General features: G+C 74.4%; 11 protein-coding genes and 1 pseudogene. 7 read left to right on the plus strand and 5 right to left on the minus strand.

Going from position 1 to position 12689, the window contains the following annotated elements:
- Together V6U89_RS17230 and V6U89_RS17235 are read left to right on the plus strand one after the other, a co-directional pair.
- Positions 1-216, plus strand: a pseudogene (locus V6U89_RS17230) (hypothetical protein); the annotation flags it as partial.
- A 168-nt stretch (positions 217-384) separates the two neighbouring features.
- A complete protein-coding gene (locus V6U89_RS17235; protein WP_231925230.1) occupies positions 385-927 on the plus strand; it encodes a phosphatase PAP2 family protein in 543 nt (180 codons plus the stop codon).
- Positions 928-942: 15 nt separating this feature from the next.
- On the opposite strand, the gene V6U89_RS17240 is transcribed toward V6U89_RS17235, so the two are convergent.
- Genes V6U89_RS17240 through V6U89_RS17250 form a run of 3 tightly spaced genes read right to left on the minus strand, consistent with a single transcriptional unit; the run spans position 943 to position 5743 of the window.
- Positions 943-2169 carry a hypothetical protein gene (locus V6U89_RS17240; protein WP_334572228.1) on the minus strand — a complete coding sequence of 409 codons (1227 nt, stop codon included), beginning with the start codon at positions 2167-2169 and terminating at the stop codon, positions 943-945.
- Between the two features lie 53 nt (positions 2170-2222).
- The gene (locus V6U89_RS17245) at positions 2223-3905 is read right to left on the minus strand and encodes a GTPase (RefSeq protein WP_334572229.1); all 1683 of its coding nucleotides are present in this window, start codon (positions 3903-3905) and stop codon (positions 2223-2225) included.
- Positions 3902-5743, minus strand: coding sequence for an ABC transporter (locus V6U89_RS17250; RefSeq protein WP_334572230.1), 1842 nt, complete (start codon positions 5741-5743; stop codon positions 3902-3904). The genes V6U89_RS17245 and V6U89_RS17250 overlap by 4 nt, the downstream gene beginning before the upstream one ends.
- Before the next feature lie 208 nt (positions 5744-5951).
- Between V6U89_RS17250 and dnaK the strand changes: the two genes are divergently transcribed.
- The 5 genes from dnaK (at position 5952) to V6U89_RS17275 (ending at position 10775) form a co-directional block, all read left to right on the plus strand.
- Positions 5952-7811 carry a molecular chaperone DnaK gene (gene dnaK, locus V6U89_RS17255; protein ID WP_334572231.1) on the plus strand — a complete coding sequence of 620 codons (1860 nt, stop codon included), beginning with the start codon at positions 5952-5954 and terminating at the stop codon, positions 7809-7811.
- A gap of 48 nt (positions 7812-7859) precedes the next feature.
- Entirely contained in the window at positions 7860-8606 is a 747-nt protein-coding gene (gene grpE / locus V6U89_RS17260) for a nucleotide exchange factor GrpE (protein WP_334572232.1), read from the plus strand.
- Between the two features lie 82 nt (positions 8607-8688).
- Positions 8689-9879 carry a molecular chaperone DnaJ gene (gene dnaJ / locus V6U89_RS17265; RefSeq protein ID WP_334572233.1) on the plus strand — a complete coding sequence of 397 codons (1191 nt, stop codon included), beginning with the start codon at positions 8689-8691 and terminating at the stop codon, positions 9877-9879.
- A 29-nt stretch (positions 9880-9908) separates the two neighbouring features.
- Complete coding sequence (locus tag V6U89_RS17270; RefSeq protein ID WP_334572234.1) at positions 9909-10349, plus strand: heat shock protein transcriptional repressor HspR; 441 nt, start codon at positions 9909-9911, stop codon at positions 10347-10349.
- A 216-nt stretch (positions 10350-10565) separates the two neighbouring features.
- On the plus strand, positions 10566-10775 hold the full coding sequence (locus V6U89_RS17275; protein ID WP_334572235.1) for a hypothetical protein: 210 nt from the start codon (positions 10566-10568) through the stop codon (positions 10773-10775).
- 99 nt (positions 10776-10874) lie between these two features.
- Here the strand turns inward: V6U89_RS17275 and V6U89_RS17280 are convergent, their stop codons facing one another.
- Positions 10875-11306, minus strand: a complete 432-nt coding sequence (locus V6U89_RS17280) for a hypothetical protein (protein WP_210777139.1) — start codon at positions 11304-11306, stop codon at positions 10875-10877.
- A 172-nt stretch (positions 11307-11478) separates the two neighbouring features.
- Positions 11479-12684, minus strand: coding sequence for a cation:proton antiporter (locus V6U89_RS17285; RefSeq protein ID WP_334572236.1), 1206 nt, complete (start codon positions 12682-12684; stop codon positions 11479-11481).
- Positions 12685-12689: the final 5 nt, after the last annotated feature.

Raw genomic sequence — 12689 nt, forward strand, 5'->3', positions numbered from 1 at the left:
GCCGCCGGGCCGCGCCCCGTCGCCACCGCCGCCACCGGCGGCCCGCGCCGGCGTCCGGCCGCCCGCCCGCCGGTCCGACCGCCGTCGCCCAGCGCCCGTCCGCCGAAGTTCCCGGCCGCCACCCCGAGCCCGGCCCCGCAGCGCCCGGCGGTGCCCGCGCCGACCAGCCACGACGCCCCCGACCCGGACGGTACGGTGACGGGCGACGCCAGCTGACCGGGCCGTACGCCCGCCGCCGGCGCAACCGGCTCGCGGCGAGGCCGGACGGGACGGATCGGGGACGGGGAGCTGAGCGGGGTCGACGGGGGCGGTGACGACGGTGGGCTCCGCCCGGTCGTCGTACCGCCCGGAGCGCTGACCCGGCTGGCCCGGGTGGTGACCGAGGTGACCGCCCCCGCCGTGCTGGTCACCCTGCTGACCGTGGCGGTCGGCTGGCACGGCGCCGGTGGCGCGCACGGGCTCGGTTGGGCACTGCTCGCCTCGGTCTTCGCCAGCGGCATCCCGTTCGCGTACATCCTCGGCGGGGTGCGGCGCGGTCGCCTGACCGACCATCACGTGGGCGTCCGCGACCAGCGGCGCGTACCCCTGCTCTTCGGGCTGGCCTCGGCCACCGCCGGCCTGGCGCTGCTCGCGGCGCTCGGCGCCCCCCGGCCGGTGCTCGCCCTGGTCGCCGCCGGGGTGGTCGGCCTGGTGGTGGCGGTGACCGTCAGCCACTGGTGGAAGATGTCGATCCACACCGCGGTGGCCGCCGGCGCGGTGGTCGTGCTGGCGCTGACCTTCGGCCCCCGGATGCTCGCCGCCGCGCCGCTGCCGGCCCTGGCCGGCTGGTCCCGGGTACGGCTGCGCGACCACACCGTCGCACAGGTGGTCGTCGGGGGTGTGGTCGGCGGTCTGGTCGCCGGCCTGGTCTACGCCGCGCTGCGCTGAGCGCGGCGTGACCGGTCAGGGGGAGTCGTCGCCGAGGCGCTGGCGGTTGGCCTCGATCCAGGCGTCCAGCGCGGCCGGGTCGTCCGGGTCCACCCCGTCCGCCATCAGCTGCGCCACTGCGGCGGTGGCCGGGCTGCGCCGCTCACCCGTGCTGTAGAGCCGGGCGAACTCCGGCACCAGCTCCTCGATCGCCTCGTCGGTCCGGGTGACGGCCTGCTCCGGCAGTCCGCGCCGATGTCCGGCGAACGCCGTCCAGGCGCGCAGCACCCGGGGCAGCATCGCCGCGTCGTCCATGTCCAGCACGGCCCGGCGGTGCACCCAGTCCAGCAGGAACAACCCCGCCACCGCCGGGCTCCAGCGCAGCGGGTCGGCGTCCGGGAAGCTCGCCGCGTGGTCGAAGAGCAGGCCCAGACAGAAGTGCAGTGAGGCCAGCTCCGCGTCGCCGTCCAGGGTGTGCAGGCCGGCGCGGGCCGCCGCCGGCGACGCCAGGAAGGCCCGCACCAGCTCGGTGCGTTCCTCGCCGGTGAGCGGCTCGGCGTCCCAGGTCAGCGTGTCCGCGGGCGCGCCGGGCAGCACCGCCAGCCGGGCGCCGACCAGGGCGCGGTCGGTGGCGAGCGAACCCTCGCCGGGCAGGTCGCCGAGGTCGTCGGTGACCGTCAGGTGCCGGCTCACCTCGCCGTGCATCCGGGCCGGGTCCTCCTCGCGGAACCAGGTCAGGTCGTCCGTGGCGCACATCTGCCGGACCTGTTCGAGAATCCGCTCGGCGGGGCCGCCCACGAAGACGTCCTTGGTGATCCCGATGTTGTGGTCGACGAGCGCCACCAGCGCGTGCTCCGGACCGCCCGTCGCGTCGTCGTAGGCGAAGGTGGCGAGGTAGGAGGTCTGGTCGCCGTACACGTCGCCGTACGACCAGGCGCCGGTGAGGTGTACCCGGCCGAGCTGGCCGGACCAGGCTGGGGCCTGGGTGCCGGGGCGGACCTTCGCCGCGCCCTCCGCGTCCGGCACCAGCGCGGCGAAGACCGACCGGATGGTGGTCGCGGCGGCGGTCCGGCGGCGCGAGGTGGCGGCCAGGAAGCCGGAGACGAACTCCCGTACCGCCCGCTCCCGGTCGGTTTCGGCGATCGCGTAGACGCTGCCCAGCAGGGCGGCGCCGAGCATCTCGGCGTCGAGGGCGGTGTCCAGCCTCGTCACGTCGCGGGCGGCGTGCAGCACCGCGTCGTAGGGGGTCTGTGGCGTGGCCATGGTCCGACCCTACGCCGCGACGGTCGCCGGGACACCCGTGCGGAGGGCTCGTCTCACCGGGCCGCGTCGCGCAGCGCGTCCCGGGCCTGCCCGTACCGGTCGAGGACAGCCCGTACCGGGCTGAGGACGTACGTGTCGCCGACCCCGGCCACCGCGACGGTGAGGCGCTTCTCGGCCCGCTGCCGGGCCCGTCGGGCCGCCCAGCGGATCACCGGCCGGGTCACCGCGGCCACCAGCAACCCGGCGAGCAGGCCGCCGAGCAGCAGCAGGGTCGGCAGCGGCACCTCACCGACCCGCGGGTACTCCAGGGCGGGCAACCCGAGCGCGCGCAGCGCGTAGCCGAGCAGCAGCCAGCCGAGCCCGGCCAGCGCGGCGAGGGTGACCAGCCACTGGACGCCACCGACCAGCCGCCACCAGAGCGGCCGACGGTCCATGCCGAGGTCGGTGCCGGCGATCGCCCGGTCCAGCGCGTCCGGCAGGTCGTCGAGGCGGGACCGGGCGGCCGTGGTGACCGCGTCCGGCCAGGGTGCGGGCAGGTCGGCCCCGGAGCGGTCGGCGACCGCGCGGATGGCCAGCCCGAGGGCGGACCGCTGGGCGGCGGTCGGGTCGGGCACCGAGGTCGCGGCGACCAGGCTCTCCGCCGGCTGGTCGGCCCCGGCGGCCGGGCCGGGCAGGTGCAGCCGGCGCAGCGGATCCGGTCGCAGCCGGCGCCAGCCCCGGACGACCGGCCAGCCGGTCGTGCCGCCGGCCCGGTGCCGGTACGCCCCCTGGACGGCGTCGGCCACCGCCGGCACCCCGGCCGCGGCGGCCAGGGCCCGGTCCAGCGAGCGGACCGTGTCCTCGTCCGGGGCGTCACGGGGGACGTCCGTGACCACCAGCTCGCCCAACCCCGCCACGACGGCGTCCATGTCGCCCGAGAGCCGGCGCAGCGACGCCTGACGCTCGGCGACCGCCCGCTCGAGCGCCTCCCGTAGCCCCGTCAAGCCGCCTTCGTGGACCGCCGTGGTGGCCAGCAGCGGCACGCCGTCCAGCCCGTCGGCGTCGAGCAGCCGGCGCAGGTCGTCGAGGACCCGGGGCAGCTCGGTCGCCGACAGCCGGTCGGCCTGGTTGAGCACGACCAGGGTCACGTCCCGGTGCCGGTGGAACTCGCGCAGGTAGCTGGTGTGGATCACCCGGTCGGCGTACTTCTGCGGGTCGACCACCCAGACCACCAGGTCGACCAGGCCGAGCAGCCGGTCCACCTCCAGCCGGTGGGACCGCTGCACCGAGTCGAAGTCGGGCAGATCGAGCAGGACCAGCCCGTGCAGGCCGGTCTCGTCGTCGGCGTCCAGCGCGCTCTCCCGGACGAACCGGTGCCGGGGCAGCACGCCGACCCAGTCGAGCAGCCGGCTGGCACCGTCGAGCGGGCCCCAGACGCAGGCGTGCGCCACGCCGGTGGTCGGGCGGCGCACGCCGACCGGGGAGAGGTCGAGTCGGGCCAGTGCGTTGAACAGGCTGGACTTGCCGCTGCCGGTGGCGCCGGCGAGCGCCACCACGGTGTGGTCGCGGGAGAGCGCCAGCCGGGTGCCGGCCCGTTCGACCAGGGTGTGCGCGGTGACCAGGCGGGAGTCCGGCACCTGGCCGTCCACGGCGGCGAGGAAGCGGCGTACCGCGTCGAGGCGGGCCACCAGGTCGTCGGCGTCCACCCGCTGCTCGCCCCGGAACGCCTCGCGCATCCGGCCGACGATGCCCGTCATCGGCGGTCACCGCTCGGAGCGGGCAGGCCGCGGCCCTCGCCGTCGGCCAGGCCGCTGCGGTGCCGGGCCACCTCGACCCGGGACGCGGCCCGGTGCAGCTCGGCCCCGGCGTCCGTGCCGGGCCGGGCCTCGTCGGTGCGCGTCAGGTAGCGCGCCGCCTCCTCGTCCAGCAGCGCCCGGACCCGGTCCAGCAGGTCGGCCCGGGCCTTGTTGGCGAGGGTACGCACGGCCTGGTCGCCGAAGATCGCCTGGAGCACGGCCTGCGCGGCGACGGTGGTGCCGGCACCGGTCGCCACCTCCAGGCCGGTCGGGATGAACGCGGTCGAGGCGAAGACGGCGATCATGACGGCGAGGCCGGTGGCGTTGACCGCGTACGCGGCGGTGCGGGCCACGAAGCGCCGGTCGCCCCCCTCGGCCTTCACCAGCTCCAGCACCCCGCGCTGCCAGTCCCGGACCAGGCGCTCGGCCCGCTCGGAGAGGTCGTCGGAGGGGTGGGCCAGCCCCGGTTCGAGCAGCGCCGCCCCGGCCGGGTGCGCCTTCCAGGCGGTGTACGCGTGCTCGGCCGCCTCGGAGGAGACCCCGCGCAGCAGGGTGACCAGCTGGGACTCGATGGCGTTGCGCAGCTCGGTGGCGGGCGTGGCGGGACGTCCGGTCATCGCGGCGACCACCCGGTCGCGCACCCGGCCGATCCGCGCCTCCAGCGTCCGGAAGAACTCGCCGGTGCCGACGAACTCCTGCCACCGGGCCAGCACCTCGCCGCGGAGCAGCCGGCCGTCCTTGAGCCCCTCCTCCACGCTGCGCTGCGCACCCCGGTACGCGGCCCGGACCCGCTCGTCGAGCGCGTCGGCGGCGGCGACCTGCTCGTCGGCCGCCTCGGCCAGCGCCTCGACGGTCGGGTACAGCGAGGCGAGTGCGCCGTCCAGCGTCTGCCGGACCACCGCGGCCCGGGCCTCGGCATCGGCGGCCAGCCGGGAGAACCAGGCGCTCAGCGGCGCGGTGACCTTGTCCGGCAGCAGGCCCTGGCCGTCGACCCAGGTCTCGGGCAGAACGAACAGCGGCGCGGCGCCGAGATCCTGCGCAGCGAGCATCTCCGACAGGTGGGCGGCGATCTCGTCGGCGGCCTCCGGCGGCACCCGGTCGAGCACCATGGCGATGGCCGCGCCCCGGGCCCGGGCGCTGCGCAGCAGCTCCCAGGGGACGGCGTCGGCGTACCGGGCGGCGGTGGTGACGAAGAGCCAGAGGTCGGCGGCGGCCAGCAGTTGGCCGGCGAGGGCCCGGTTGGCGTCGACCACCGAGTCGATGTCGGGGGCGTCGAGGAAGGCGAGCCCGGCGGGGAGCGCGGGCGCGGTGACCAGGTGCAGGGTGCGCGGGTCCTCGCTCGGCTGGGTGGTGCGGGTGAGGCCGGGCAGCAGCTCGCCCTGGCGGAACCAGGCGGAGTCGGCCGGGTTGCAGACCAGCACCGGGGAGCGGGTGGTCGGACGGAGCACCCCGGCGGCGCTCACCCGGGCCTGCACCAGGCTGTTGACCAGGGTCGACTTGCCGGCGCCGGTGGAGCCGCCGACCACCACCAGCAGGGGCGCGTCGAGCCGGGCCAGCCGGGGCAGCAGGTAGTCGTCGAGCTGGTCGGCCAGGGCCGAGGCGGTACGCCGGGCCGGCTCGGCCGACGGCAGGGTCAGCGGGAAGCGGGCGGCGTCGATCGCGGCCCGCAGCCCGGTCAGCGCGGCCGGGAGGCCGTCGGCGGTGGTGCCGGGGGCAGCCTCGGCGGCGTCCGGCGACCCGGTGCGGGCGGCGACGGGGGGCGCGCCGGACCGGGTGGCGGGATCGCCTTTCGTCGTCACCGCTAAAGCGTGCCCGACCGATGCAAGAGAAGACAACCGGACGGTAATAACGGTCGGGTTGCGTCGGGTCGGCTCAACCCCGACTTGCGGATTGCCGGCGGCGTGGCACTATTGAGTCAAGTTCACTCAACTTGTGGTGCGGTCACTGCGGGTGGCCCGCCGGGCAGGCCCGTGACCTGCCTCAACGTTACGAAGCGAGGAAGCGAAGATGGCACGTGCGGTCGGTATCGACCTCGGCACGACGAACTCCTGCGTCAGCGTTCTCGAGGGCGGTGAGCCCACCGTCATCGCCAACGCTGAGGGCTCGCGGACGACCCCGTCGATCGTCGCGTTCGCCCGCAACGGCGAGGTGCTCGTCGGTGAGGTCGCGAAGCGCCAGGCGGTGACCAACCCCGACCGGACCATCCGGTCGGTCAAGCGGGAGATCGGCACCAACTGGTCCGTCGACATCGACGGCAAGAAGTACACCCCACAGGAGATCTCGGCGCGGACGCTGATGAAGCTCAAGCGGGACGCCGAGGCGTACCTGGGCGAGCAGATCACCGACGCGGTGATCACCGTCCCCGCCTACTTCAACGACGGTCAGCGCCAGGCCACCAAGGAGGCCGGTGAGATCGCCGGCTTCAACGTGCTGCGGATCGTCAACGAGCCGACCGCGGCCGCCCTGGCGTACGGGCTGGACAAGGGTTCCAAGGAGCAGACCGTCCTGGTCTTCGACCTCGGTGGCGGCACCTTCGACGTGTCGCTGCTGGAGCTGGCCGAGGGCGTCATCGAGGTCAAGTCGACCAGCGGTGACAACCACCTCGGTGGCGACGACTGGGACCAGCGCATCATCGACCACCTGGTGAAGACCTTCCGTGGCGAGCACGGCATCGACCTGGGCCAGGACAAGATGGCCCTGCAGCGGCTCCGTGAGGCCGCCGAGAAGGCCAAGATCGAGCTCTCCGCCGCCACCACCACCAACATCAACCTGCCGTACATCACCGCCGGCGCCGCCGGCCCGCTGCACCTGGACGTGACGCTCAGCCGCGCCGAGTTCCAGCGGATGACGCAGGACCTGCTGGACCGCTGCAAGGGCCCGTTCGAGCAGGCCGTGAAGGACGCCGGGATCAAGGTCGCCGACGTCGACCACGTCATCCTGGTCGGCGGTTCGACCCGGATGCCGGCCGTGACCGACCTGGTCAAGCAGCTCACCGGCAAGGAGCCCAACAAGGGCGTCAACCCGGACGAGGTCGTCGCCGTCGGCGCCGCCCTGCAGGCCGGTGTGCTCAAGGGTGAGGTCAAGGACGTCCTGCTGCTCGACGTGACCCCGCTGAGCCTGGGCATCGAGACCAAGGGCGGCATCTTCACCAAGCTGATCGAGCGCAACACCACCATCCCGACCAAGCGCTCCGAGGTCTTCACCACGGCGGACGACAACCAGCCGTCGGTGCTGATCCAGGTGTTCCAGGGTGAGCGGGAGATCGCGGCCTACAACAAGAAGCTCGGCACCTTCGAGCTGACCGGCCTCCCGCCGGCGCCGCGCGGCGTGCCGCAGATCGAGGTCACGTTCGACATCGACGCCAACGGCATCGTGAACGTGCACGCCAAGGACCTGGGCACCGGCAAGGAGCAGAAGATGACGATCACCGGCGGCTCCTCGCTGCCGAAGGACGACATCGAGCGGATGCGCCGGGACGCCGAGGAGCACGCCGAGGACGACAAGCGTCGGCGCGAGGAGGCGGAGACCCGCAACCTGGCCGAGGCGCTGCAGTGGCAGACCGAGAAGTTCCTCGCCGAGAGCGGCGACAAGCTGCCCAGCGAGAACCGCGACCAGATCAACGAGGCCCTCGGCGAGCTGCGCGGTGCGCTCGGCGGCCAGGACATCGAGAAGATCAAGGCGGCGCACGAGCGGCTGGCGCAGGTCTCCCAGCAGGCCGGCTCGCTGCTCTACTCGCAGCAGGCCGAGCAGGGTGAGCAGCCGGGCGCGGCCGGCCCGGGCGCGGGTGCCGGTGCCGCCGGCGGTCCGCAGGCCGGTGGCGCCGACGACGTGGTCGACGCGGAGATCGTGGACGAGGACAAGAAGTGACGGTCCGTCCCCGGTCCGGACTCACGGTAGAGAGAACGAGGTAGTCGCATGACGGAGAAGCCACGAGCCGCCGACCCGGGAGCCACCGGGTCGGTGCCGGGTGGCTCCGCGCCCGCCGAGCCGGCCGCCGGCGACGGGCCGCGGGTCGTCATCCGCAACAACCGCAAGATCGGCAAGACCGAGGAGGCGCCCGCCGCCGCCGACGCCGGGACGGACGCCCCGGCCGAGGGCCTGGTGGAGGAGACCGAGGTCGTCGTCGACGAGATCGAGGTCGAGACGGTCGAGGGTCGGGTCCCGGCCGGTCCGCCCGTGGTGGACGCCCCCGCGCAGCCGGTCGACGGCGGCGCGGTGGCCCCGCTCGGCGCCGAGCTGGAGGCCCTCCGGGCCGAGCTCGACGAGCGGACCCGGGACCTGCAGCGGGTGTCGGCGGAGTACGCCAACTACCGCAAGCGGGTGGACCGCGACCGCGGTCTGGTCCAGGAGCAGGCGACCGGCTCGGTGCTCGCCGCGCTGCTGCCGATCCTGGACGACCTGGACCGGGCCCGCGAGCACGGCGACCTGGTCGGGCCGTTCGGCACGGTGGCCGAGCAGCTCACCACCGCGCTGGGCAAGTTCGGGCTGACCCCGTTCGGCGAGCAGGGCGACCCGTTCGACCCGACCCGGCACGAGGCGGTCGCGCACCAGACCTCGGCCGACGTGGACGAGCCGACCTGCGTCCAGGTGATGCGTCGGGGCTACCAGCTCGGGGAGCGGCTGCTGCGGCCCGCGCTGGTCGCGGTCGCCGACCCGGAATAGTGCGGAACCATCCGGTCGCCCCGCCCGCCGTCCGACGGCGGGCGGGGCGACCGGGCCACATCAGGCGGAAGGGGGTGGACCGGTGAGTTCCAAGGACTGGATCGAGAAGGACTACTACGCCGCGCTCGGCGTGCAGAAGTCCGCCTCCTCGGACGAGATCAAGAAGGCGTACCGGAAGCTGGCCCGGGAGTCGCACCCGGACCACAACCCGGGTGACCCGAAGGCCGAGGAGCGGTTCAAGACCGTCTCCGAGGCGTACGCGGTGCTCGGCGACGAGGCCAAGCGCCGCGAGTACGACGAGATGCGCTCGCTGTTCGGCTCGGGCGCGTTCCGGCGCGGCGCCCGGGGCGCCGGGCAGCCCGGCGGGGTGCCGTTCGACGTCTCCGACCTCTTCGGCGGCGGTGGTGCCGGTGGTGCCGACACCCGGTTCGGCGGGGGTGGCTTCACCGACCTGTTCAGCTCGATCTTCTCCGGCGGTGGCGGGGCCGGTGGCCCGGCGCGTCCCCGCGGCCCGGCCCGCGGCCGGGACGTGGAGACCGAGGTGGCGCTCGACTTCGACGACGCGGTACGCGGGGTGACCGTCCCGTTGACGCTGCGCGCGCCGGGGGTCTGCGACACCTGCCACGGCGACGGCGCGAAGCCGGGCACCCGGCCGAAGGCCTGCCCGGTCTGCCACGGCGCCGGCGTGACCACCCGCAACCAGGGCTCGTTCAGCTTCTCCGAGCCGTGCCGCACCTGTCAGGGCGTGGGCACCGTCGTCGAGGAGAAGTGCCCGGAGTGCCAGGGCACCGGCGGGGTGACCAAGACCCGCACGCTGAACGTCCGCTTCCCCGCCGGGGTGGCCGACGGCCAGCGGATCAGGCTGGCCGGGCGCGGCGAGCCCGGTGAGCGCGGCGGCCCGGCCGGTGACCTCTTCGTGCAGGTCAAGGTCCGCCCGGACGAGCTGTTCGGGCGCACCGGGGACGATCTCACCCTGACCGTGCCGATCACCTTCGCCGAGGCGGTGCTCGGCACCGACCTGCGGGTGCCCACCCTCGACGGCGCGGTGACCCTGCGGGTGCCGCCGGGTACGCCGTCCGGGCGGGTGCTGCGCGCCCGGGGCAAGGGCGTGGTGCGGCGCGACGGTCGGGCCGGTGACCTGCTGGTCACGCTGGACGTGGTGGTGCCGGCGGTGGTGTCGGACGAGGCGCGGGCGACGCTGGAGTCGTTCGCCGAGCAGACTCCGCCGGCGGCTCGGGAACATCTCGACGCGCGGGTGCGTCGGGTCGGTTGACCGGTGGATCGGGTGCGGAGGTGAGCGGGATGTCGAGCGATTTCGTCGGTTCGGGTGACCCTGCCTACGAGGCCAAGGTGCTGATGATCTCGGTCGCGGCGCGGATGGCGGGGATGCACCCCCAGACCCTGCGCCAGTACGACCGGCTGGGCCTGGTGCAGGCCGGCCGGGCGGCCGGCGGTGGGCGTCGCTACAGCGTGCGTGACGTGGTGCTGCTGCGCGAGGTGCAGCGGCTCAGCCAGGACGACGGCATCAACCTGGCCGGCGTGAAGCGGATCATCGGCCTGGAGCGGCTGCTGGAGCAGGCGCAGCAGCGGGTGGCCCGGCTGGAGGCCGAGTTGGATGCCGCGTACCGGCGGATCGCCGAGCTGGAGTCGCTGGGTGGTTTCCCGCGCGGCGACCTGGTGCCCACCAACCGCACCTCGACGGCGCTGGTCGTCTGGCGTCCCCGCCGTACCCCGGACCGCTGAACCTCCGGCCCCGCCCGGCCGAATGGCGGGGCGGGGCCGGCCACGCCCCGGTCGGTCCCTCGCCGCGACCCCGAGGCCGACTCGCGGGCCCGGTGAGCGGCGCCGGGTGTTCCGGGGGCTCCGGTTCGCGTTTCTCCGGCGACGGTCGGACCGGTTGGGTTAGCCTCAGAACCAGGTCCAACCAGCGCAATCCGGACTCCGATGGCAGGGGGAGCCATGGCGGAATCGGCGAAGAAGGTTGCCCAGCAGACGGAGGGCCGGCTCGACAAGGTGGCCGAGAACGTCCGGCAGGGGTTCGACCGGGTGACCAGGGGTCGCTTCAGCGACGAGATCAAGAACGGCCGGTTCAGCGACCAGGTCGACCACGGCATCGACCAGGGGCGCGTCGAAGCCAGACGCCGGAAGCAGGGTGGATCGGAACGCTGACGATCCGCCGACGTGCGGGCCGGGACCCACGGGGGGTCCCGGCCCGTTCGCCTCGCCGGGGAAGAGTGGGCAGGGGCCGGCGTCGCGCCGGCCACGGCGTCAGCCGATCCGGCGGTTCTCCCGGACCAGGCCGCCCTCGCACCAGTCGTGGTAGACGAAGAGGTCCTGCCGGGCCAGCAGCACCCGGCTGTTGTGCGCCCAGTTGCGCATCAGCTCGTCGCCCTCCCGCTCGGCCTGCTCGACCAGCTTGCGGAAGCGGCGCTTCGGGTGGGCGCGGAAGTTCGTCCGGATGCCGTCCGCCGCGTAGATGTAGAGGCAGTGCAGGGCGAACCGGCGGGCCGGGCAGGCCGGATCCATCGCCAGGTCGAAGAGTGTGAGCACCAGGTGGTCGCCGGCGACCAGCAGGTCCCAGTCGGGCGGCATCGAGGCCAGCGGCACCGAGTCCGGGTGGTAGGCCCACGCCCGCAACTCCGTCGGCGACGGGTCGACGGGGTTGGCGAAGCCGTGAAACGTCGGATCCTGCACGCTCACCGGCAACCTTCCGCTTACGCCCGCGGGGCGCACCGGCCACCCGCGGACCCCTGGCTCGTTGGGGCAGAACGGTAACCGTCGCCGGTGGGCTGGCGGAAGAGCTTGTCGGGAGCAATTCGACAACGGGCGGACCGGCCGGGTCAGCCGTACGGCCGACCCGGCCGGGGCACGCTCAGTCGGTGGTCGGCACCGGTTCGGGCCGGCGGATCGTGGCCCGCCGCCGCAGCCAGACCTTGAACCAGCCCATGTCGGGCAGCCGCGCCAACATCGGCCCGGTCACCACCGTGATCAGCACGTACGCCGTGGCGAGCGCCGCCAGCCGAGGCTCGACGGTGCCGGCGGCGACGGCCAGCCCGGCGATGACGATGGAGAACTCACCGCGCGGCATCAGCGCGAAGCCGGCCCGCCAGCGACCAGGCTCGGCGATGCCCGCCCGCCGGGCCGCCAGATAGCCGGTGAGCAGCTTCGTCCCCATGGTGACCACGGCCAGGGCCAGCGCCGGCAGCAGCACCGGCGGCATGTCCCGGGGGTCGGTGACCAGGCCGAAGAAGACGAAGAAGACCGCCGCGAAGAGGTCCCGCAGCGGGGAGAGCAGCTGGGTCGCGTGGTGCGCCACCGGCCCGGAGAGCGCGATGCCGACCAGGAACGCGCCCACCGCCGCCGACACCTGGAGCTTGGCCGCGACACCGGCGACCAGCAGGGTCAGCCCGAGTACGCCGAGCAGCAGCGCCTCCGGGTCCTTGGCGGACAGCGCAGAGGAGATGAGGTGGCCGTACCGGATGGCGACCACCAGGACGACGACCACGGTGAGCACCGCGATGCCGAGGGCGATGCCGCCCTTGGCCAGCCCGACGCCGGCCAGCAGCGCGGTCACCAGCGGCAGGTAGAGCGCCATGGCCAGGTCCTCGATGACCAGCACGGAGAGGATCACCGGGGTCTCCCGGTTACCGACCCGGCCCAGGTCGCCGAGGACCTTGGCGATCACGCCGGAGGACGAGATCCAGGTGATGCCGCCGAGCACCACGGCGGCCACCCAGCCCCAGCCGAGCAGCAGCGCGAACGCGAAGCCGGGCAGCGCGTTGAGCACCGCGTCGATCAACCCGGCCGGCGCGGCCGAGCGCAGGTTGCCGACCAGTTCGTTGGCGCTGTACTCCAGGCCGAGCATGACCAGCAGCAGGATGACGCCGATCTCCGCGCCGACGGCGAAGAACTCCTCGCTGGCGTTGAGCGGCAGCAGGCCGCCGTGGCCGAAGCCCAGGCCGGCGAGGAGGTAGAGGGGGATCGGGGAGACCCCGAACCGCCGGCTGAGCCGGCCCAGGAGTCCGAGGAGCAGCAGCAGCGCGCCGACCTCGACGAGCAGTGTGGTGGTTTCGTGCATCCGCC

Source organism: Micromonospora sp. CPCC 206171, assembly GCF_036906755.1.
GTDB classification, from domain to species: domain Bacteria; phylum Actinomycetota; class Actinomycetes; order Mycobacteriales; family Micromonosporaceae; genus Micromonospora; species Micromonospora purpureochromogenes.

Bases quoted from the DNA above. Each gene is read 5' to 3' on its own strand.
- V6U89_RS17275 (WP_334572235.1), top strand. From the start codon at position 10,566: ATGGCGGAATCGGCGAAGAAGGTTGCCCAGCAGACGGAGGGCCGGCTC.
- V6U89_RS17285 (WP_334572236.1), bottom strand. From the start codon at position 12,684: ATGCACGAAACCACCACACTGCTCGTCGAGGTCGGCGCGCTGCTGCTG.
- V6U89_RS17240 (WP_334572228.1), bottom strand. From the start codon at position 2,169: ATGGCCACGCCACAGACCCCCTACGACGCGGTGCTGCACGCCGCCCGC.
- V6U89_RS17245 (WP_334572229.1), bottom strand. From the start codon at position 3,905: ATGACGGGCATCGTCGGCCGGATGCGCGAGGCGTTCCGGGGCGAGCAG.
- V6U89_RS17270 (WP_334572234.1), top strand. From the start codon at position 9,909: ATGTCGAGCGATTTCGTCGGTTCGGGTGACCCTGCCTACGAGGCCAAG.
- grpE (WP_334572232.1), top strand. From the start codon at position 7,860: ATGACGGAGAAGCCACGAGCCGCCGACCCGGGAGCCACCGGGTCGGTG.
- dnaK (WP_334572231.1), top strand. From the start codon at position 5,952: ATGGCACGTGCGGTCGGTATCGACCTCGGCACGACGAACTCCTGCGTC.